Annotated in this window: 17 protein-coding genes; 3 read left to right on the forward strand and 14 right to left on the reverse strand. The window is 44.4% G+C overall.

Annotated features, from left to right (window positions below):
• Positions 1–153: 153 nt before the first annotated feature.
• The gene (locus HFD99_RS04070; protein WP_123797473.1) at positions 154–1,677 is read right to left on the reverse strand and encodes a response regulator transcription factor; all 1,524 of its coding nucleotides are present in this window, start codon (positions 1,675–1,677) and stop codon (positions 154–156) included.
• The gene (locus HFD99_RS04075; RefSeq protein WP_025365483.1) at positions 1,670–3,514 is read right to left on the reverse strand and encodes a sensor histidine kinase; all 1,845 of its coding nucleotides are present in this window, start codon (positions 3,512–3,514) and stop codon (positions 1,670–1,672) included. Before HFD99_RS04075 ends, HFD99_RS04070 begins: the two co-directional genes overlap by 8 nt.
• Before the next feature lie 189 nt (positions 3,515–3,703).
• Between HFD99_RS04075 and HFD99_RS04080 the strand changes: the two genes are divergently transcribed.
• Positions 3,704–6,451 (forward strand): endo-beta-N-acetylglucosaminidase, encoded by a 2,748-nt coding sequence (locus HFD99_RS04080; RefSeq protein ID WP_123797474.1) that lies wholly within the window; start codon positions 3,704–3,706, stop codon positions 6,449–6,451.
• A gap of 153 nt (positions 6,452–6,604) precedes the next feature.
• On the opposite strand, the gene HFD99_RS04085 is transcribed toward HFD99_RS04080, so the two are convergent.
• From HFD99_RS04085 to HFD99_RS04125, 9 genes are all read right to left on the reverse strand, one after another.
• A complete protein-coding gene (locus HFD99_RS04085; protein WP_123797475.1) occupies positions 6,605–7,141 on the reverse strand; it encodes an SMI1/KNR4 family protein in 537 nt (178 codons plus the stop codon).
• A 53-nt stretch (positions 7,142–7,194) separates the two neighbouring features.
• A complete protein-coding gene (locus HFD99_RS04090; RefSeq protein ID WP_019688168.1) occupies positions 7,195–7,629 on the reverse strand; it encodes a hypothetical protein in 435 nt (144 codons plus the stop codon).
• Between the two features lie 28 nt (positions 7,630–7,657).
• A complete protein-coding gene (locus HFD99_RS04095) occupies positions 7,658–8,317 on the reverse strand; it encodes a DUF2625 domain-containing protein (RefSeq protein ID WP_019688169.1) in 660 nt (219 codons plus the stop codon).
• Between the two features lie 35 nt (positions 8,318–8,352).
• Positions 8,353–8,871, reverse strand: coding sequence for a hypothetical protein (locus tag HFD99_RS04100; protein WP_123797476.1), 519 nt, complete (start codon positions 8,869–8,871; stop codon positions 8,353–8,355).
• Between the two features lie 30 nt (positions 8,872–8,901).
• Positions 8,902–10,062 (reverse strand): immunity 26/phosphotriesterase HocA family protein, encoded by a 1,161-nt coding sequence (locus HFD99_RS04105; RefSeq protein ID WP_123797477.1) that lies wholly within the window; start codon positions 10,060–10,062, stop codon positions 8,902–8,904.
• 56 nt (positions 10,063–10,118) lie between these two features.
• Positions 10,119–11,153, reverse strand: coding sequence for a phosphotransferase (locus HFD99_RS04110; RefSeq protein ID WP_019688172.1), 1,035 nt, complete (start codon positions 11,151–11,153; stop codon positions 10,119–10,121).
• Between the two features lie 90 nt (positions 11,154–11,243).
• Complete coding sequence (locus tag HFD99_RS04115; protein ID WP_123797478.1) at positions 11,244–12,242, reverse strand: AraC family transcriptional regulator; 999 nt, start codon at positions 12,240–12,242, stop codon at positions 11,244–11,246.
• Between the two features lie 28 nt (positions 12,243–12,270).
• Positions 12,271–13,464 carry an MFS transporter gene (locus HFD99_RS04120; protein ID WP_123797479.1) on the reverse strand — a complete coding sequence of 398 codons (1,194 nt, stop codon included), beginning with the start codon at positions 13,462–13,464 and terminating at the stop codon, positions 12,271–12,273.
• Positions 13,465–13,478: 14 nt separating this feature from the next.
• Entirely contained in the window at positions 13,479–16,241 is a 2,763-nt protein-coding gene (locus tag HFD99_RS04125; RefSeq protein ID WP_123797480.1) for an alpha-L-rhamnosidase, read from the reverse strand.
• A 278-nt stretch (positions 16,242–16,519) separates the two neighbouring features.
• Here HFD99_RS04125 and HFD99_RS04130 point away from each other — a divergent pair, with 278 nt between their 5' ends.
• Positions 16,520–17,521, forward strand: coding sequence for a hypothetical protein (locus HFD99_RS04130; RefSeq protein ID WP_017428311.1), 1,002 nt, complete (start codon positions 16,520–16,522; stop codon positions 17,519–17,521).
• 130 nt (positions 17,522–17,651) lie between these two features.
• Here HFD99_RS04130 and HFD99_RS04135 read toward each other — a convergent pair whose 3' ends face one another.
• From HFD99_RS04135 to HFD99_RS04145, 3 genes are all read right to left on the reverse strand, one after another.
• On the reverse strand, positions 17,652–18,053 hold the full coding sequence (locus tag HFD99_RS04135; RefSeq protein WP_017428312.1) for a hypothetical protein: 402 nt from the start codon (positions 18,051–18,053) through the stop codon (positions 17,652–17,654).
• Positions 18,054–18,075: 22 nt separating this feature from the next.
• A complete protein-coding gene (locus tag HFD99_RS04140) occupies positions 18,076–18,402 on the reverse strand; it encodes a hypothetical protein (protein WP_017428313.1) in 327 nt (108 codons plus the stop codon).
• A gap of 220 nt (positions 18,403–18,622) precedes the next feature.
• Complete coding sequence (locus HFD99_RS04145) at positions 18,623–19,822, reverse strand: MFS transporter (RefSeq protein WP_017428314.1); 1,200 nt, start codon at positions 19,820–19,822, stop codon at positions 18,623–18,625.
• A 251-nt stretch (positions 19,823–20,073) separates the two neighbouring features.
• Here HFD99_RS04145 and HFD99_RS04150 point away from each other — a divergent pair, with 251 nt between their 5' ends.
• Positions 20,074–21,834, forward strand: coding sequence for a methyl-accepting chemotaxis protein (locus HFD99_RS04150; RefSeq protein WP_123797481.1), 1,761 nt, complete (start codon positions 20,074–20,076; stop codon positions 21,832–21,834).
• Positions 21,835–22,109 lie beyond the last annotated feature (275 nt).

A 22,109-nucleotide genomic window follows, 5' to 3' on the forward strand; every position in this document is an offset into this window, starting at 1 on the left:
CCTGTCGTTTCATTCATTTCTGTTTCAGGATTTTTGCGAAATCCTCATTGATGAAGCAACTACGTTAACCTTAACTAATGTAAGCACTTTCATAAAGAAGATAAACTTAATAAACCAAGGTACAAATTAAAGAAATCCATGTACACCTGGTATTTATCCCAATCCTTTATAGTCTGTCGGGGAAATGCCCACATATTTTCTGAACTGCTTATAAAAATATCCCGTTTCCCAATACCCTACGTTCCGCGCAATTTCGTTTACCTTGAGATTTGTGCTTTTAAGCTGCTCCTTGGCTTTTTTAATCCGGTATTGATTGATATATTCAGCAAAGGTTTCGCCCGTTTCCTTATGAAATAACTGACCGAGATAAACGGGATGAAGGTTGTACTGGTATCCTAATATTTTTAACGATAGCTCCTTGGCATAATGAACATGGATATAGGACAACACCTGACTTACAATAGGGTTTTTCATATCTTGCAGTAGTGAATTCACCGTCTCTGTCGCCACATGCTGAAGCGCGCTCACCAGCTCTGCCCATGTCGTACAGCATTTTATCTGGTGCAACCCCTGCTGAAACCGCTCCGACTCATTGGAATGCTTGATGCTCTCCAGTTCCATCTTGAACCGGATCACCAGTTCCAGCGCCATATTCCGCAATTCATCCGGGGTAACCCTTTCAAGATGCTGGATTTGCTCAAAATCACTCTGAATCCGTGCGGTAAGCGCATCTAGGTCTCTTGCTATAATCAGCTTCGCATAATCCTTCCATTCGATGGAACAAGTCTCGCCAGCATTTCCCCCGCCCTCCTCTAGCAACGTATAGTCAATGATCCGGCGGTCATCATATAGCATAAAATATTCCAGTGATTTTTTAGCTTCATTATAGCTGCGTGGAGTAGCAACAAGCGAACCGGCGCTGCCTATCCCGATATAAACTGTTTCTTCCCCGTCCGTTGACCACTGAACAGAAAAATCCTCCAACTGCATAATCAAGTCCTGTCTGCCCTCATCATAATTCGGCAGTGCGGCAATGAGCACACTATCCGCATCAACATCGAGAAACAATGTTAAGTTGGGCTGATGCTGAATGTACTGCCTTAACTGTTGATGCATTCCTACCGAATCCCCCTCCGTCCGTAACACGGCTACCGCCATGAAGGGGATATTTAACGAAAAACCTATCAATTCAGCACGTTCCTGAAATTCGGTAGGCGCAATCTGCCCTGTCAGCCAACGGTACAACGTATTTTCCTTAAGCACCTGCACCCCGAACGTCTCATGTCGTTGATCCATCTGGAACCTGTCCAGCTTCTCCTTTGTATTGCATAAAGTGGATTCCAGTTCATCCACATTAATCGGCTTCAGAAGATAATTTTCGATGCCCAGCTTCATGCCTTCCTTCAAGTAATCAAATTCATTAAATCCACTCAAAATAATCACCTTCAAGTCAGCATGCAGCTTTCTCGCCTCACGAATCAGCCTGAGACCATTCATCGTTGGCATGGAAATGTCCGTAATAAGTATGTCCACGGGCCTGGAGGCCAGCGCTTCCAGCGCCAAAGAGCCATTTTCCGCATGTCCGACAATTTCTAGCCCAAAAGAGGTCCAATCCACAATATCGTATAATCCTTCAATGATAAAAGGCTCATCGTCTACAATAAATACTTTATACATATATGGCATCCATCCCTTCCCTGTTGGGGCATCGTACCCGAATCGTCGTTCCCTCACCGCTGCGGCTCTCCAGTTCAATCCCGTAATCGGCTCCGTGTAGAAACCGAAGTCGGGTGTGCACACTGCGTAGTCCAAACATTTGTCCGTTTTCCTCCTGGCGTTCCAGTTCCTCCAAAATCTCTTTCAAACGCTTCTCTTTAATGCCCTTCCCATTGTCACGGATCTCAACCAGCAGAACCTCCCCCGTTTCCCGCACATCAATGGTCAGCACATTATCATTCCGGTCGCTTTGGATACCATGAACAATATAATTCTCAATGATGGGTTGAAGCATCAGCTTCATGACAGAGCGGGTATACAACTCGGGGTCGACCGTAATCGTGTAATTGAACCTTTCCTTGTAGCGTATTCTGAACAACTCAAGATATAATCTGCAAGCCTCCAATTCATCTTTAAGCGTGTATATTTTTTTCTGCTGAACCAGGCTTTTGAACAACACGGATAAGCTATAGATCATTTCTCCTACATCCTTGGCCCCCTGGGAAATGGCCCTCATACGTATCACTTCAAGCGTGTTATACAAAAAATGTGGATGAATACGCGCCTGCAAGGCAACCAGCTCCGTTTGCTTTTGTTTGATCTCTGCTTTATACACCCGTTCAATATATAGATTAAGTTCGTCCAGCATATCGTTGAAGCTTCGAGAGATTTGTCCCAACTCATCCTCTCGGAGGTCCTGAATGCGAGCTGTGAGGTCACCATTTTTTACTTGACGAGTGAATTTAATAATCCGATTCGTTCGTTTAGCAAAGTTAATGACGAAGAATGCAGGGAACAGCACAGCAAACAGAATACAGATGACACTGATGGTCAAAATCGTATTACGAATGCCCCGGTACGATTGAGCCATTTCCTCATGGGGGACTGCCCCAATCACGACATATCCTTCGTCCGGAGAAATCAGCTTGTTAATATACATATTTTTCTTCGTCTGAATGATCCCGGCATCGGAATCCACATCGTCATATAATGATCGGGTCACTTCGACATAAGGGTACGTTTTTCCGTAATAGTTATTCCTTGAATCGAACAGAACGGTTCCATTGCTGGACAGAACGATAATTTCTCCCTTCAGGTTGTTCCCGTAGCTGGCAAGTGCATTGGAGATACTTTTGGAATTTAGAAATACTAGAAGCTGACCGGTATTTTTGAGTGTTTGCTTATTGTTAATGGGGACTTGTAACGAATATAACGAGGGGCTCCACTGATCGACCGCCTTCCGAATCCAGTAATTCGGAGTAGAGACGCTTTTGCTTTCTGCAGCCATCACATCCGGTACAAAGGAACGCGCCGCATGCACCGGGAATTGCTTGAATTGCTTGTTCTCATTGAAAGTAGACAGATATTGCTGGTCGGCACTGTACAAAATCAAATTGCTGATATCGCTATTTTCATCCAACCAATTTTTAAAATAGGTGAGTACATCTGTTGAGTAATCATGACTCTCCATGTACATTTCGTCCATGCGGTGCTGTACATATTCGGAATACGCGTGGTCCATAAAAAAGGAAACATTCATTGAGAGAACCTCATTCCGGTACATATCTCGCACCATGTTCTGGACGGATTCATGCCGGAGATGGATATAACGGTCAATACTTTCCATAGCTGCTTTCTGGGTATCCAGTTCCCGCCGAACAATGGATTGCGAAATGGATACATACGTGACATATGCAATTGTAATGATGGACAAAATCGCAATACAGGAGAACAACACTAGTATCCTCAGGAACATGTTGTTTTTAAAATAAGCAGTGTATCTAGTACCCCTTTTCATGGTATAAGCCCTCCAGAATCGTGATGCGTGAATAAAGTATACCATGTCCTTCGCAGGAGATAAGTAAGCGCATTCATGAAAAACGCGATTTTCTTTAATTTAAACGCTATATCTTTAATTTATCCTCTATGTAAAAACCGTTTTATTGATTATCTTTAGGGGGATAAATACTCGTTAGGGGGATGAGCTATGAAACGTAACAAGGTTCACAAGTTCGCTTTAAAATGGACTGCTCTGGTTTTGACTTCTGTCCTGTTCAGTCAAACCCTCTCTCCATCCGTGTATGCAGGCGATACCCTCCCGTATAAAGGAGAAAGCGCCAAAGGACCGAATCAGCCTTATCAGCATGGATACGCCAGCTCACATATTTTGGACTGGACTCCCACCCAAGATGTCTATGGAGATATGCTTCGCGCCCGTGTCCCACTGCAACAACGAAACAGCCCCTTTGCAGCCACACAGGCTCAGCCTGCTTTAAGCCCTGACACGCAAATGTTTACACTCAGCGGGGATTATGGCAACGCTTTCTTCGATAGCTATCCCTATACCAATAAATTCAGCCAATATTTGTTCAATTACTGGCAGTATACCGACTATTACGGCTACTGGCATGGCATGCCTACCGCTCATGTCCCTGAAGAGCTATACGATCCCCAAAAGGATTGGACGGAAAAGTGGTTTGAGTTCGGCATTCTGAACATTCCAAATCCGGGTTATACGAATGCGGCGCACAAAAACGGCGTTCTCTCCATCGCCTGTATCTTTTTCTCGGATAATGACCGTGGACCGCAAACGTATAAGCAAATGCTCGTACAGGATGCTCAGGGAGAATTTCCGGTAGCCAGAAAATTGATCGAAATGGCGAAATATTATGGCTATGACGGCTACTTCATCAACCAGGAGGAAGCTTCAAAAGGCGTAGCTACAGAGGATATCCCCCGGTACAAACAGTTTATGAAATACTTACGGGATCAGGGTATGTATGTGCAATGGTACGACTCCACCGTAAACGAAACCGGGAAAATTGCTTATCAAAATGAGTTTAATGCCGTGAACAGCCCGTTTGTCAAAGACAAGCAATATGGACAGGTGTCCGATTCTATTTTTCTGAATTATTGGTGGGACAAAGCGAAGCTGAAAAGCTCCCGCGACCATGCCAAGCAATTGGGTCTGAACCCTCTTCAAACTGTTTTTGCCGGGATTGAGGGCGGGAATGGTGACTTTGGCAGATGGAAGCAAAAATACGACCTTCGTCTGAACATTGGTGATAACGGGCAGCCGATGAACAGTATCGCAACGTTGGGAGCCGATTTCACACATAATGCGCTGGATGAAGAGCTTGGCGGGCAGGACACCAATCGCAGAGCTGACAATGCCTATCAATGGATGACCTTTATCCGCGACCGTGTCTGGTGGTCCGGTCCGAATCAAAATCCCGTCCGTGCACAAAGAAACTCAAGTGTAGATTTGTCTGATGTAAAAGCTTCAGGCGCAAACTGGGACGGTATCGCAGCATATATCGCTGAACGTTCTGTCATCCGTGGCTCCCATTTTAACACCAGCTTCAATACCGGCCATGGCTTGCAGTATGTAGTGAATGGAGTTGTTTCCAATCCGAAGGAATGGTCCAACATTAATATTCAGGATATCCCGGTGACCTGGCAATGGTGGCTCGATACCAAAGGTAAACCGCTCTCGGTTGACTACGACTATGGCCCGAATTATACCAAAGGTACTCGGTTTACCTATCAGCCTGTGGGCGCTTATCAGGGCGGCAGCTCCCTTGTCGTGAACGGAGAGCTGAATTCAGATAACTTTTTACGCCTGTATAAAACGGATCTGTCGATTAATCAGAATTCAAACTTATCCATCACGTACAATAAGCCTTCCTCTGATGACAGCTCAGTACTGAGCATCGGACTTATGTTCAAGGATAACCCTGGCCAAGTCGTAAAAGTCAGCATCCCTAACTCTGGTAAACAAACCACAGGCTGGGTTAGCCGCAATTTGGACTTGAGCCCCTATCAAGGAAAAACAATTGCAGCTTTCGGTTTATCTTTTGATAATACGAATAAAACAATCAAAAACTATCAGATGAATATCGGCCAAATCAAGATAACAGACGGTTCTGCCCGGAAACCATCCGCGCCGACAGGATTTAAAATCACCAAGGCACTGACCGATACGAACGAAATGCTCGTAGCCTGGGACCTTGAGGATTACTCCAAAGTTAAACAATACAATCTGTATGAGAACGGCTCCTATATCGGCGGAATTTATGACTCAACCTATTATATTAAATCCCTAAACCATAAATCCGGTGAATTAATGCTTACCGCAGTTGGGGCTGATGGAACGGAAAGCGAACCGGCTCGATTAAGCTACGATCTGAATGCTGCCGTCAGTCATATTAAGGTGGAGACGAAAAAAAACGGGGATGCCACAGTAACGTGGAAAAATCCATCTAAAGCAGACGGAACGGTTAAATTGACCTTAATCACCGACTATACGGACACCGTATTCCAGAAAACCATTACGGCGGACAATGGCGATGAAACGGCTACGTTTACCGATCTGCCCACAAATGGTGATCGCTACACCCTACGTATCGCCATCGGCAATCATGAACCTGTAGCCTATACCGGGCAGCTCGCAGACACGATGATAGAGCCTTATGCAAAAGAGAATGTGACAGTCACCGGATCAACCTATACGCTTGCTCTACCCACCTTGAAGGACTGGCATTATTTATATGTATACGAAAACGATGTGCCCAAACTATTTGGTGTAACTTATGTATCAAAAAAGTTTCCTTACATTGTCCGGGGAAGAACAAAATTAAGTGAACTCACTTTTACCCCTACTTCTCGTACCAGCTCGCTAAAGATCGTGCTTGAAGATTACGCTGGCAATCAGGCCACCACATATGTAAGATAGCTTGGTGCAAGAATTCCGAGACCGTCGATTCGTTGTTCGAACAACTAGCTCAAATTCAGCTATAGGGACGTGAGCATACGGCACAATAGCGAGAAAATCCAATTCAATGGACTTCTCGCTATTGGCTATATATTGGGCAGAATCATGTACCTATCAATATAATGCCCATTTTTCCGTACACAGCTCTATAAATGAATGGGCAACCTGTTCACATTCGTCATACCCCAAGCTACCAGAATGAGCAAAAAGAATGGGATATTCGTTGTTTCTTTTTTCTTCTCTCATATCAAACATATAGTGATTTCCACTACCATCCATCGCAAACGACACGGCTCCGGCCATATACTCTGGCAGCTCGTAGGCGAGGTTCATTTCTCTCAAATCCTCGGTATTGAAAAATTGAAAATAACGTTCTCCATTTTGAAATTCCCCGCCATTAGAGTATTTCAGCAATTCTATGTAACTATCAGGAAATTGTTCTTGGGGCAGATGCCAGCCCACAGGATCTAGCGGTTTATATTGATCATAAAATGGAGACGATTTCGGGAAAGGGTTCACTTGTCTTTGTTGGATTTCGTGAATTTCCTGCTCCGATAGCTTGATGTTCCATGTGCTCAAAAAATCCCCGATTTGTTCACCAGTTGCTTCCGGGCATTTTACAAACTGTTGCTCAAAATGAATTCTCCACATAATAACCAACCTCCCTGCCTTGACGTCTCTAAAAGTTGTTGTTGCTACCTTTTTCAACCTTCTCCATCTTTTTCAACCCATTCAGCCACACTTTCATGAGGTTGAAGGTTCTCACGTTTATAGTAAAAAACGGTCTTGAGCTCGTAATCCAAGCTTTCAGCAGCAATAAAAAATCGAGTGCCGAACGTTTGATCCTCCATACAAATCACAGGCCCCTCATGAAATCCGTAAGAGACGGTTTTTAACATTTCCAATTCCTTGTCATTAGCCAGTCTAAAGCATTCAATTGAAAATACACCGCCCGGACAGGAAAGAAACGAGACCTCGTAAAATGTAATCTCTATGTTGTGATAATAGCTAAAGTCAAAGCTCCCTGCTAGTACCAGCTTGGGGCGACTTGTATAATCATAAATGTAGTAATGATCAATGTTATTTTGAGAAAGTATTTCATTCAGCTGCACCAGTTTGGATTGAATGGAATGATTCATGATCTTATGTCCCCCTCCCCACTCGCGGCTATTCCCGATCCGTCACCGCCTGCCACGCTTCTGTTATGGCTATAGGTGATTTGTGGCTGGTCTCTCCGCCACCTTCCTGAGTCCATAGCGGCGGATAATAAGCAAATACCTCTCCTGGCTGAAGTTGCTCCATATCCGACTGCCAACCATTCCAACGGAATGTCTGGTAGAACAAGCCCAAATCTCCCTCAGCCAACCAGCTCAAGAAACCGGAATAGGCCAGTTCAGTGGATTCCCACTCCAATGCATCCGGTGCAAAATAGTAGATGTGGCCGCTGCGTCCAAACTTCCCTGTATCCAATCCAAAGAAGCCACCTGCTGCATCATAGGCCACAATCAGCATTCCCCCAAGTGCAGGGACGCTCACTGGCTCTTGCAGCCCGTTCCACGAAGCCAAACTACCGTAAATTTCAGGCCCACCTGCACCCAGTAAGGTGATCCATCCGTGGTCAAATATGATCCCTCCTGTTTCATAGGCAACCGTTCCCAAGTACGATTTTGTGCTCACTTGCAAACGGTAGAGCGAATCTCCCCTAGCAGATTCCGATTCTGCCAGTACAATACGATATGGATTATTCCCTTCTTGCAGAATATTTCTGACCTCTTCCCATGCATGGTTGTCCTGATCCACCAGCTCATCAACCGTTAACGTATGCATATCCATTCTCCTTCCTGTATTCCGATATCCATCTTTCAACCTGTGAACTGATTTTCGAAAACCTGCGTTTGCTCTAAAATCACCCACTGATTCAGCTCGTCGTAGCCTTGGACAATCGCCGTGATCTCATGCCTCGGATACATCCACTCAGATGGGGTCTTTTCCGCATATGAATGGGTGTCTGCCAATCCGACTGCATTGTGCTGGAAAATATGAATAAGTGTTCCGTGTGGAAAAAATGCTTCAATATATCCGCTTACCTTAATCCCAACCGGCAGTACGGTTTTGACTTGATGCCATTCCTTGTTAAAGGTGTGAAGATTGCTAGACCAGATTTCTTCAAACTCTTTTTTTGTAATTTTCGTATAATAGGGCTCTGTATCATCAATTGCTTTCTCGGCTAACAAGAAATGATATTGCTCGTGCTTACGATTAGAAGCAATAAAAGTACCGTCATCTTGGATCACAATTTGCCGATAGGCTACACCGTCTGAGTCTATTTCAAAATACCAGGTTCCCATGCCTGGTTCCGGACAATCTTTAAGATATTTCATTGGTCCCTCCTAAAAGGATGTATAACCGTGTCATTTCTTCTTTCTTTTTCCGCTATAGATTCTTGTCAAGTATGCGAGATATTCCGAACGCGTCAGGCCTCCCGTTTGGCGGTTGAACTCATCGTACGAAATGTCTTCCGGGAATCCGAATTCGGCCAGTGCTTTTCGACGCTCCTCTCGATACAACGGATTATCCAGCGTTTTGTGCCACTCCCGCTCTTCCCAAGGACCAAAACAGTCCGTAATAATACCTGAATACACACCGTTATTTAAAAATTCCCGCGAAGACTTGAACACTGTCTCCCCTTCCGGTTTGGAAATCGTGCCCGTTCCCCAGGACAGCCTATATATTCTTTCTTTACTGCTATCCGTGCTAATGCCGTAACCCATCGGAAACACAATATCCTCTTCTACCAATGCTTTATGCCCTACCCACTCGTAGGACCCTCGCATAAAGGAATCATCCATAACAATCCAGGTTGTATCCGATAACGGGGCGGCTGTGATGGATTCCAAAGTTATTGAACGGTCACGACTTGTACACAAATACGGACGTACGAATAAAGGCATCGTCATGACACTGTTCCATATGCTCTCCTTTGCAAACAACTGATCCTTTTGCATTTGGCGCAAATCACCGACGACCAATACATACCCATCTGTAAAAAGGTCTATTTCCACACGAAAGATGTCTCCCGGGATGGTTTTATAACGCTGGTTTTTCATATGCTTTAATCGATCCAGCTTTCGATCATAATCGTTAGGCACAAGTGACGGGTAACGTTGAAGCCAATCCATGATCTCTTCTTTACTATGTAAATGCTCACATCCAGTGATGGGCAATCTCACGCCAGTTTTGCTATTCACAGCAGTAACATAACTAATAGGACGATCTCTTCGAATGCCTGCTGAAAAGGTCACACCTTCTGCTGAGATGCTCGAAACACTTGTATAGTTCAGTTTTTTCTCTTTGCCACGAGCCGTTTTAGGCAGAACAACTGCCCGATCACGGGTAAAAATCTCTACATCAGCTTCTCCATAAGCATCCTCTTTAGAAGAAATTCGCTTGCGAATAACATCTCCATCCATACAAATAAAATATCCTTCTTTAATTTCTACCACGTCCCAATGTTCTTCCAGCGTCTCCAGCCCAAAATAGGGTCGTAACGCGTTGGTTAACCAACTATTCATATGCTCCTCCTGTTCCGAGTTTAATTCAATAGACTTCATTTCTGTTATTCCAGAAATTATAACATAACACGGCATGTAGCTCGTTTATTCATACATTGTTCCGCTTGGGCCAACTCCTCCTGAATCCAGCTACTGCTGGTAGACAGTTGGAGCAAGTCGGCTGTGATCTGTTTGGCCTGTTCTTGCAATACGTGTGGCTGATCTGTTCCTTCCAGAAAGCGACTCACAAAATGAAGAAATACGTCTACCTTTCTAAGCAGCATCAACACAGGCAAAGCGTCGATCTCGGGTTGGCTTAAACGGATCTGGCGGCTGAAGCCCCGACAAAAATCACGAACAGCCGTTGTCTCCTCCGGTTGCCCCAAAAATCCTGATAAGATGACCGCCGGTTCCATCACCCGAACGTCTAACGTGCAAAATTCAAAATCAAGCAGTGCAGCCACCTGGCTATGATCAGAATCCTTTACTAATAAATTAGAAGCGTTCAAATCTCCATGTACAAGCTGATGCGGCAACTCTTCCAATGCTTGAAGTGAATCTGTAATCTCTTCATATACTTTTCCTATCAGGCGCAGCTCTTCATGTAAATTCTTGAGAGGCTCCGGCGGGTTTAAACAAAAGCCTTGGATTACTTCCGGGCTACATAATGGATAGGATTGCTGCAAAGCATAATACGGCCGATAGACTGGGGTCATATCAAGATTAAGTGTTGCAAGTACAGCAGATAGTTCACCAGCAGCCTCGCCAAAAGAATGGGCAAAGCTAGGGTCCTGCTCCAAGGGTGATATACCTTCTATGTATTCGAATAGACACACATATTTGCCACTATCCTTGTCAACCTGTGCAAGTGTCTCTCCTGTAATCGTTCGAATTGGCATTGGAACCCTGAAGGATAGAGATTGCTTGCTCAGCGCCTGCAAAACCGCATGCTCAAATTCAATTTTGTCCCGATCCCTGTGTGTATCGTAGACGCGCAGCACCCCGCTTCGCCCACCGCTCTTAACAAAATACGTCGTATTATTCCAGCCCCCGGTTCGTCTTTGCAATGTTCCATTCCACTCTGGCCAGTTCCGTCTTAGTACCGCTTCCAAGGATATCCCCCTTTACATTACTAGCTTATGAATTTGCCGATATTATAACATATAGACGCCCAATTCAAATTGGACGTCCTTGTGTATTCTTCATTTTCTCATTTGTTTGTTTCGGATATTTTGCGGGGTGGCACCATACGCGGTCTTAAATTTTTTATAGAAAAAACTCATGCTGTTATATCCAACCTGCTTAAATATCATTTCAAACGGCAGGTTGGTATTCACAACCAAAGAATAGGCGGCATTAAGCTTAATGTTGGCAATGAGCTGAGTGTAAGTAAGACCCGTTACTTTTTTTAACTTGTTACTTAAATACGTGCTATTGTAATTAAAATGGTTAGATAATTGCTGAAGGCTTAAATGCTGATAATGCTCTTCCATATAATTCAGAATAGAGGTAATATGATTTTCCTGTTGGTTTACATGAATATTATGCTCGCTTTCCAATACACGAACCAATTCTCCAAATACAATTGGCAAATAAGCCTTGACCAACTCCATAGAGTCCTCTTGCCTGGAAAAATATTCGATTAAGATTCTACGCAATATATACTGAAGGTTCTCATTATGCTGCGACTCAAAAATAATAAAGTGATTATGATGCTGATGCTGGAGGACAGAGTTGGCGAGAAACTCGCCGATCAAACTTTTTTTCTTGGATAGCCGCTGTAGAAAGAGGGACGAGATCGTTTCTTTTTGCAGCAGGATATTAATCAGTATATCGTTTTCTCCCAAAGGAGAGATGCTGTGCGGCACATCCTTATCCAGAACACACACTTGACCTTCACAAAGCTGAATCTCTTTGCCCGCTATAATTTGGTTGCATTTACCTGAGTAAACATAGTTTAATTCAATAAATTCATGCATGTGCTCTAGCATCGGAGCAAACCTGTTGTGCTTGCTAATATAAATATCATGTTCTCCGAAAAAGAATAAAGCGGGCATTCGATACATATTCAGATTCATATCAAAAAATCGCTCATTCTCCGATTCTTTGGAGAGATCATTAATCACCTGATTGCTTTGTTGTTGCAGAAGCTCAATTTCAGTTTTACTTCTCAGCAACTGATCCAACTCATGCAGGTTCATAAACACAGACTCCTCCTTCAGACTCCCATTAACTGTGAACTGCCGTCTGTGTTTTGCTTTCCTTTCCTCTAATAGTGATTCCCAGACAGAGGAGCGCAGCAATCATAAATACAATCGCTGAAACGAGAAAGGCAAACGAGGCAGTTTCATTCCCAAACAACACCCCAACTAACTTGATGATATAAGGCGAAGCAAACGCTCCCAAATTGGAGCCCACCATTGCAATTGAAATAGATATCGTCTCACTGCCCTTAGGTACGATTTTAGTTAGTATGGTAAAAATATAGGGAATAAACAGTGCAAAGCTAAAGCCAATGATCAGCATGGCAACCGTAACCATCGTCACACTCTGAGCAAACCAGAGCAAGACAAAACCTGTTGCTGTTAATAAACTGGAGATAAAAGGAGCGTAATTTCTGAACCATTTATATATTCTACCAAACAAGAAGCCTGCAATCATAGTCGACAAGGAGAACAGCGTCAAAGCGGTCCCTAAAAATCCTGCATTAGGCATACTCTTCTCAGCAATCATAATGCCTGTTTTGGTATACACAATCATAATAAAGGTCATAAACAGAAAAAGTGCAGCTCCTAATCCAAGTACAGATAGAGATATTCCCCCACCTCTGTGACCCGTTCCTATGGAGCTCACTGTAGGCTCCTCGCGCTCTGGTTCAGGGATGATAAAAAAGAATAACAGTGCGATCGGAATCGTGATCGCATAGCATAAAAAGGCAAACGGCCAGTCGATTAGGGCAAGCTGTCCTGCCACAAAGGTAGCCAGGCTACTTCCGAGCCCTTGTACAGCGCTTTGAAAGCCTACCAATTGAGCACGTTCGTCCCCTTCAAAAAAATCACTAATTAAACTGACAGCCAGTGAATTGAACATCCCCAGACCTGCTCCTAGCACCAAACGCAACGCGAGAATCCATGTAATGTTCGTAGTGAGCATAGGAAGTATTCCGCCGATGACCACGAGCAAAAGTCCTAGCAGGACTGTATTTTTTTTACCCAGGCGAGAAGAGATCGGACCACTCAGCAGCACAAACAGCATCATCGAGAAGGACGGGATCGTAACTACGCTTTCAATCAGCGAACTGGAGACTCCCGGTAATTGGTTCAGCATCATCGGGATGACAGCCGAAATAGCACTCGCTGATGTCAGGACTAAGGAAATGGACAGCAACGCCGTTTTAAACCATATTTTGTTTTTAATATTCATCAAGCTTCTCACCTCTAGTCTATGTTATTTAGTCTCTGGTTGTATTTGTATTGGAACGTATACTGTCCAGACCCGGCGGTAAACGTCAATTCATGGTCTCCACTTTTTTGGAAAGTCGCCTGTTCTCCGGTAGAACCTAATTCCCCGGCCAGCTCTTGTGGCACATTACCAGGCGGATACTGAATGGACGGGTATTGTGTGGTAATGGTCTGTTGTAGCGTATCCAGCTCCATAACGCCTGGAAGCGTAATCTCAGCCGTCGTATTATGTGGTACGTGAACCGTCATCTGCATTTCTTCATTCACGATTTTCCAATGGACAGCAAGCGCACCATATGGTGTCTCCAGCTTGCCATGGGCCGAAGTAAGATTAATAGGCGGTTTGGGTGCTAACCGTGACTTTTTGTAGCCCGCTTCAAGCACATCGATACCGGCAATATTTTGGTACATAAAGTCTCCAACTGAACCGTACGAATAGTGATTGAACGAATTCATATCAGTGCTCCAGAAGGAGCCGTCCACTTTGATGCTGTCCCAATGCTCCCACATGGTCGTGGCCCCACGTTCAACCTGATAGAGCCAGGAAGGATAATCTTTCTGGAATAAAATTTTATAAGCTACATCTGTATAGCCGTTGTCGGATAAAACTAGGCATAGATAGGGTGTGCCCACAAAGCCGGTATCCAGATGCATATCATTTTTTTCTATCAGCCGTACGAGCTCCTGGATCACTTGCTTTTTATACCTTTCCGGTACCAATCCGAAGTGCAAAGCCACAACCTGTGCAGTTTGGGTATTCGAAGTCAGCTTGCCAGCGTCATCAAAATAACGGTCCGCAAAAGCGGCTTTAATCCCTTCATGCAAGCTTTGATAGGTGTTGTAATCGGTATAGCGATTCAGCAGTTTGGCCGTCTGCGCCAAAATATGAGTCGAATACGCAAAGTATGCAGTCGCTACCAGCGTTCCATCGGTCGCTCCAAAATAGCTTCCTTCCTCGCTGTCCAGCGCCAACCAGTCTCCCAGTTGCAAACCACTATCCCACAGATGCTCCTCAGTCCCCTGTGCACGGATATAATCGACCCATGCTTTCATACTGTCATACTGCTGGGCTAAAATTTGCTTATCCCCATAACATTGATAGATCGTCCACGGACATATGACCGCCGCGTCTCCCCATGCTGCCGTCGTTTTGTCCATATTGTCAGCAAAGGTTCCTTTGAGGACATCCGGCACGACAAAAGGCACAGCCCCATTCTCCAACTGGTTGTAAGCCAAATCTTTCAGCCACTTTCGGAAGAAGGAAGCACTATTCATATTGAAGCTGGCCGTTCTGGCAAAAATCTGTGCATCGCCGGTCCAGCCTAATCGCTCATCACGCTGCGGGCAATCGGTCGGCACATCCAGGAAATTCCCCTTTTGCCCCCATACAATATTGTGCTGGAGTTGATTGAGCTTTGGATCGGATGTCTCGAACAAGCCAATTGTCTCCATATCTGAATGCAAAACAACGCCCGTAAAATCTTCAATGTCTACGCCAGCCGGAAAGCCCTCAAGTTTCACATATTGGAAGCCTTGAAAAGTGAAATGCGGCCTAAATATCTCCGTCCCCTTGCCGCTGCAAATGTACGTAATCTGCTGCGCTGCATCCCGAATGTTATCTCGGTAAAAATTCCCTTGCTGATCCAGCACTTCACCATGTATCAAATTCAGAACCGTACCCTCAGGAGCTTCAACTTTAAATTCCAGCCAGCCTACCATATTTTGACCCAAGTTAAGGACCAGCTCGCCTTTAGGCGTTTGAATCAGTTCAACAGGCTTTAATCGGTTCATTACACGGACAGGCTCGTTCTCCTGAGCAACCAGATGACTTAACGGAAACGGGACGACCTGCATCATTTTCCGTTCATTCAAGGAGCGATGCTCGCCTGCCTGCTGCTCCAATCGGGCATCATAGATTTCGCCGTTATAAATGTCCGACATCAAAATGGCACAGCTCGTTTCCTCCCAGGAAGAATCTGAGCAAATGAGTTCTGAACGGCCATCTTCATAGCTAATCTTCATTTGAAATAACAAAGCATTCGTGTTCCCATAGGTATCCTTGCGCTTTTGCCAGCCTAGATAGCCGCTGTACCAGCCTTCTCCTACCGTGGCTGTGATGCGATTATGTTGTTCTCGAATGGTAGAAGTCACATCATAGGCTTGCACCTGGACACGATCGTTATAATCTGTCCATCCCGGGGTAAAATAGGCATCGCCTACTCTTTGTCCATTTAGCTCCAACTCATACAAACCAAGGCTTGTGGCATAAATGACTGCTTTTTTCACTTTTCCCTCAACTGAAAAACACTTGGAAGCGGCAAAAGGGGCTCTCGTCTGAAACTGTTCATGGAGGCTTCGCTCCTTCACTGTAATCCATTCTGCCTTCCAGTCCTGCTCAGAAAGCAGCCCCATTTCCCAAAAGCCAAACTCACTCCATTCCGATTCCTCCGGTTCGATGTCACCTGCTCCCTGAGCCCATACTTTTACCCGGTAATAATATCGTTGTCCGGATTCCAGTGGAGGACCTCCATAGGGAAACAAAATGGATTGCTCCGAATAGGAAAAATGATTCCAAATCAGCGGTTCAAAAGTAGGATGTATGGATACTTGCAATTGGAAGCGTTTTTGGAAAACGTATATGTTGTCAGATTCAATTTGCCAGCTTAGTCGCGGCTTTAGGCAGCCCAGTCCAATCGGATTGTTTAAATGTTCACATCTAAGCGCTTTCACTTTTAGCATTCGTATGTCCTCCCTGAGGTCTTCTTTTGTGTTTCTATACTCAAATTAAAACGCTTCCAATAGTTGTGCGCAATGTTGTATCCCTGCATGTTGTATGCTTGATTTACAGGTGTTGAATGTCCAACCCTTATATTGAATCTTAAAATGGGTCTATTAGAAAAATATGTACGTGTATACATCGCTGCTACACTAAGCGATCCCGTCTCAAAAGGAAATCGCTTGTTTTATATACATATGGATTGTAGTATTAAGCCGATCAAGAAAGGAGAATCACAGTATTGGAAACGAACTACAAAAGGCTGCTGGATCAGATGATGGCACCCTATGATGAAATGCTGCAGAGTCTAGTAAGTGATCACGCCGATTTTTCGAAGGTTGACTATTTGGAGCAACACAATGAGGAATATGGAAAAAGTGATGCCAATTATACCAATCGCCTGAAGGTGCTTTTGGCTATGTATAATCGTGAGGATCGAGATGCCCCGCATTACGAACCGATTGTGAGAAGGCTGCTCGTGAATGAGATTATAGACAGGGAAACGAACAGTTTTCAGGGGATTGGCGATGCTCTGTATTACGCCATTTTTTTACTGCAAAAGTATGAGCGTGAGCAGGACCAAATTTTGTTCCAGCAGGCCAAGAAGGCCAATTTCGATACATATGCCGGGTTTGACCCTGAGTTGATTTTGGAAACATATTTGTTCAGCAAAGATACAGCTGATCTTGAGGATTGCATCAATATCGCGAGTGAGCTCGGAGAAGATATGTATCTATCATTATTTATCGATTTGTGGATCAGAGAGCAGACGGATTGGAACAAAGAAAATTTACAGGCACTCGTTTATCATGAGAGATGGCGCAACCATCCAGAAGGTGAAATTGAAGCCCTTAAAAAGCTGGCCGAAATGGAAAAAACAGAAGGAAATCATCATAATTACTGTTCTACTGCATCTAACTTGGCAGAGAAGTTCATTGAAACAGGTCGATTGGATGAAGCGTGGGAAACGATGGTCACCATTATTCCGCTTATTACGAAGGAAAAAGAATGGTTCCTGTACGGACTTGGTCGCAATATTATTACCTCCTGTATCCATATCATCTTGCATTTTGGGGCAGAAAGCCTGCAGGCCTCTTCATTATGGCAAACAATAAAAGGGATTCTTCAACCTGCCGCTAACAATATGGGCACCAATCAATATCAGCTTGCTGTATCTGCCAGCAAATTTATGGCAGATACCGAATTGGAGCAAACGTTAATCAGAAACCAAAAGCACCGTTAATAATCCAGTTGCAACAAGGAGACTGTCGCGTGTACTGCAAAGAACCAGGCACTCGACTCAGTGGCTCGCCGTCCGGTCGCCCCTCGAAGCGAGGGGCAGCAAAAATACGGATTGCAGTGCATGGCCTTCTCTACAGATTTCCGGTCACGATAATACCATCTGCTTGCTTCAGATGCGCTCTGACCCATGCTGTAAAGGAATCGATAAACAGGCGTAATTCTGACTCCTTGGTAGGCCAAGTATCCAATTGTGTTAATATTTCATGCCATACCGACGCCTGAATCGGATTATCCCAGCAGGGGTCAAAAGCCTCATACGTTTCTCCCGTATCAGGATCGACAAGTGGATATTTGGACTTTAACGCAGACAGCACGATATCAAAGTCATCTGCGTAGATGAATATCATCTCCTCCAGCTTCGGTTCATCAGCATCCCCATAACGCAACGGTTCAAAAGTATATCCAATATTGGCTCGTGGACCGCTATAGCGATAGATTAGTGTCTGAATCTCTTTTTTGTCCTTCTTACTCAATCTCACCCACTCCTTTCTTCGGCTATAACTCGAACCAATCCGCAGCGCATTTCTCTTCTTCCAGCACCCTGCACATTCCTTCCCTCAACCTCATCGCATCTCCGCCGCCGATATGAAATAGACAATAGATATAAGGTTCATCATCTTCTAAATATTCAATATTTCTTGCCTCTTCCAATGAAATCTGGAGCGCTTCAGGCCAATCAGAATTATTCTGAAGCAGGACAAAACCATCCTCATCCCTTTGCATCCGATATCCGTCAATCCTAGGCAATGCTTCAGCTAAGCGTTCCATTAGCGCTTTAATATCCTTAACATTTGCGACCTTAATTCCATACTCCCAACCCATCTGCATTCCTCCAACACGTTTTCAAAAAACCTGACTTAAAGACCTGAGTGCGTACAAGCTATATTTTTTGTTTAATGCCGCCCATTTTGGCCGGATTTCCATAAGCTCTTCACTCCCTTCTGATTTTCCTGAAATTTCTTATAACTTATTATAATAGATATAGGCTTCCGATGAGTATACTCCGGAAGCCTATGGATTCATCTAACCACTCTTTTATTTATCATGCCTTGTCAGGCACAGGCTTACTATTCCCGTCTCCCTTTTTTACCCCCAGCATAACGATAGCCATACAAGCAACCAGAACCGCTATAAGAATAAAGGGAATATATTTGTCTACTCGATATAAAGTGGTCGTCAAAATAGGAGCAATGATCGCGGAAATTCCCTGTATCGCAGCTACCAGCCCTGCTGCTCCCCCTTGCTGTTCTTGACTGACCGAAAGCGAAGCACCTGCCATAAATCCGGGCATCAGTAAGCCCGTGCCTATGCCAAACATAAAGAACGCTGCATAGTAAAGGACCAAGCTGGCTGAAATCAGAAAAAATGCCATTCCAGCAATCAGGAATAGAGAACCGAGCAAAATCATCGGCTTAGGCTGCCATTTAAGCCATTTCATTTGGATGATCTGCACGATCAGCATCGCTGCTCCGGAGAACATAAGTCCAAAGGAAACAACTCTTGCTGTTTCTTCGGATGTAAGACCTAACTGATCTTGAAAATAAAAACCACCTATAACCTGAATAGTCACAATACTAATCATCGTAACCAAGCCTGCAAACAAATACATTCTTAGACCTGGCTGGAGGGGATTAATTCGAGCAGGTTTTTGCTGAATAACAGGCTGGGCGGCCGGAATCGCCAGTAGAGACACCACGAATGCAACAGCGGCAATGACAATTCCAAAATATAAGGGCCATAACAGTCCTATTAAAGTAAAGGCACCTGCAATCGCGGGGCCAAATACCAGCCCAAGCCCATTCGCCGCACTAATAATAGCCATACCACTTCCACGCTCTTCACCCTCCGTTACATCCCCCATATAAGCTTGGGAAGATGACAACACCGCCGGGATAAAGCCGCCAATTAAGCCGCGTGTAACAATCAGCAGGACTAACAGCAGTCCCCCACTGAGCCAACCCTTTAATCCTGCAAAAAGAGTAAGCGTAAACAACAGACAGCTTACACACATCCCTATAAACCCAAGCAAAATCACAGGCTTGCGGCCCTTTGCATCACTCAGATTTCCCCATACTGGAGCCATTAAGGCCATCGTTATAGAACCAAGCGATATAATTATTCCGGAATGGCTTTCTCTTAAGCCTAATTCACGAATAAGGGGCGGCATAATTGGAGCAATGAGCATGAGCCCTAGCATAGCCACAAAAACACTGAAAAAGATGCTCCCTTTTATTCTATTCATCCTCGCACACTCCTCTGTTATAGATTCTCTCTATGCAGAAGTATACGGAGCATACCAAAAAGCTACTGCCTATAGACGGATAAATTTGCGGTTAAACGGATTTAATTTAGCCTATAAAATAGCAGCCAGGCTGAAAGGGCTTAATTTCCTGACGAGTTTTTACGATATATGATGTACAGTCTTTTTACCTTTAGTAACAAAATGCAGTTGTGGGTTGAGTCTGTATATCGATCTCTAAGGGGGAAATCACAGTGAAAACAAAGATAGGATCAATCATGAAGGTGAGATCGTTAAGGGCGAAGTTAACCATAATGTGCTTGATTATTTTAATTGTACCTACTTTTGTGATTGGAAGCAGTTCTTATGTTGTTTCCAAGAATGAAATGAATGAATCAGGCAAAGTGGCACTTAAGAATAGTGTGCAAATGGTAATTGGTATGATTAGTTTCCTCAATGGGCAAGTCGAAGCCGGTAATTTAACATTGGAGGAAGCACAGGAAAAACTGCGCATCGAACTGCTCGGTGTAAAAGATGCTAATAACAAAAGACCGGTAAAGATTAAATATACTGTAGGTAAAACAGGTTATCCGTGGGCAGTCAACCAAGATGCGGTTTCAGTGATGAACCCTTCAAATGAAGGCCAGGATTTAATAAATGCCGTATCCGAAGACGGTGTGCATGTGGGAAAAGAGTTTGTAGAAGCCGGCACAAACGGCGGGGGATTCGTCACTTATAAATGGGCTTTACCTGGTACAGATCAAGTAGAGACGAAAATCTCGTACGTTGAAAAGGATCCTTATTGGGGGTGGATCATCGGTTCTGGAGCATATTTTAACGAATTTAACAGCGGAGCGACCAAAGTCCTTTATATTGTCCTGATTATTACGGCTGTTGCGGTTATTCTGGGAGCAGTTATCGTAAGCTTTGTTTCGGGACGTTTTACGAAACCTATTATCACGATTGCAAAGCGGCTTAACTCAGTTGCGGACGGTGATTTAACAGTCCAAGAAGTCAAAATGAATTCAAAAGATGAGATCGGTGAGCTTGCACAGGACTTCAATTATATGATTAAAAATATTCGATTTCTGATCGGTGAGGTAAACCTGTCCACCAAGCAGGTCGCTGCTTCCTCAAAAGAATTGACCCTTGGAGCAGAGCACACTGGACAGGCAACCGAGCATATCACCATTGCGATTCAGGAATCGGCGGCCGGTGCGAAGGAGCAGCAACTGATGCTTCAGAAGACAACCAGCTCGCTTGAGGAAATTTCAATAGGTATGCAACGGATCACGGATAGCTCCTTGACTATTGCTGAATCGTCTGCAGACGCGATGGAAATGGCGAGCCTTGGCGGTACTGCTGTACAACATACAGTGAAGCAAATGGACTTGATTAACCATTCCGTCAATGAAACCGATGCGGTTATGAGAATGTTGGATGAACGCACTCAACAGATCGACACGATGCTACATGCCATTACGGATATCGCACAGCAGACCAATCTGCTTGCCTTAAATGCTTCGATTGAGGCTGCCCGTGCAGGCGAAGAAGGCCGCGGTTTCTCCGTAGTTGCTTCAGAGGTAAGAAAGCTGGCCGAACAATCGAATCAGTCTTCCGGGCAGATTTCTGAGTTGATTCAGAATATGCGCAAAGATATGGAGCATTCGCTTCAGACCATGGAACGCGTAAAACAGGATGTCGACTCCGGCATTAAAATTGCCAATGAGATGGAGCAGCAGTTTAACAAAATTGTGGCGTCCACCAATCATATCGCACAGCAAACGGAAGAGCTTGCAAGCATCACGGAGCAAATAACCGCAAGTGTCCAGGAAATTTCAGCAAGTGGAGAAAACGTTTCGAGTCTGGCGCTCCAAGCGGCGGACAACTCGCAGAATATTGCAGCGTCTGCAGAAGAACAGCTAGCTTCGATGCAGCAGATCACCAGCCTGGCAACGACCTTGTCGGATATGTCACAGAAATTACAGGATCTAACGGTCAAATTTAAATACTAACGGAATAAGTCTTTCCAAAATATCACGCTAAACTGTCATTCATATTATGAGGTCAACCATTTCTTTCTGGTTGACCCTTTTTGCATTTGCTCTGAGAAATTACGGAAAAGGCTCGCAAATCGTGATCCCCTTCTAGCGATGTGAATTGGGCACGGTTTTTGTCGATTTGGTTCAGAATTGGTTCAGAGGCATTTAGTATAGTAAATCAGTAGTGTAAGAAAGAAAAATTATATTAGTAGGTTAGTCATCATGGAGGATCCTAGTAAGTTCATCGT

Origin of the sequence: Paenibacillus sp. EKM301P (assembly GCF_011800295.1) — a bacterium.
Lineage (GTDB): Bacteria > Bacillota > Bacilli > Paenibacillales > Paenibacillaceae > Paenibacillus > Paenibacillus polymyxa.

Excerpts from the sequence above, each read along its gene's own strand:
- HFD99_RS04095 (WP_019688169.1), bottom strand. The coding sequence starts at position 8,317 with ATGCATACGTTAACGGTTGATGAGCTGGTGGATCAGGACAACCATGCA.
- HFD99_RS04100 (WP_123797476.1), bottom strand. The coding sequence starts at position 8,871 with ATGAAATATCTTAAAGATTGTCCGGAACCAGGCATGGGAACCTGGTAT.
- HFD99_RS04085 (WP_123797475.1), bottom strand. The coding sequence starts at position 7,141 with ATGTGGAGAATTCATTTTGAGCAACAGTTTGTAAAATGCCCGGAAGCA.
- HFD99_RS04075 (WP_025365483.1), bottom strand. The coding sequence starts at position 3,514 with ATGAAAAGGGGTACTAGATACACTGCTTATTTTAAAAACAACATGTTC.
- HFD99_RS04105 (WP_123797477.1), bottom strand. The coding sequence starts at position 10,062 with ATGAATAGTTGGTTAACCAACGCGTTACGACCCTATTTTGGGCTGGAG.
- HFD99_RS04125 (WP_123797480.1), bottom strand. The coding sequence starts at position 16,241 with ATGCTAAAAGTGAAAGCGCTTAGATGTGAACATTTAAACAATCCGATT.
- HFD99_RS04070 (WP_123797473.1), bottom strand. The coding sequence starts at position 1,677 with ATGTATAAAGTATTTATTGTAGACGATGAGCCTTTTATCATTGAAGGA.
- HFD99_RS04090 (WP_019688168.1), bottom strand. The coding sequence starts at position 7,629 with ATGAATCATTCCATTCAATCCAAACTGGTGCAGCTGAATGAAATACTT.
- HFD99_RS04120 (WP_123797479.1), bottom strand. The coding sequence starts at position 13,464 with ATGAATATTAAAAACAAAATATGGTTTAAAACGGCGTTGCTGTCCATT.
- HFD99_RS04080 (WP_123797474.1), top strand. The coding sequence starts at position 3,704 with ATGAAACGTAACAAGGTTCACAAGTTCGCTTTAAAATGGACTGCTCTG.
- HFD99_RS04145 (WP_017428314.1), bottom strand. The coding sequence starts at position 19,822 with ATGAATAGAATAAAAGGGAGCATCTTTTTCAGTGTTTTTGTGGCTATG.
- HFD99_RS04115 (WP_123797478.1), bottom strand. The coding sequence starts at position 12,242 with ATGAACCTGCATGAGTTGGATCAGTTGCTGAGAAGTAAAACTGAAATT.
- HFD99_RS04140 (WP_017428313.1), bottom strand. The coding sequence starts at position 18,402 with ATGGGTTGGGAGTATGGAATTAAGGTCGCAAATGTTAAGGATATTAAA.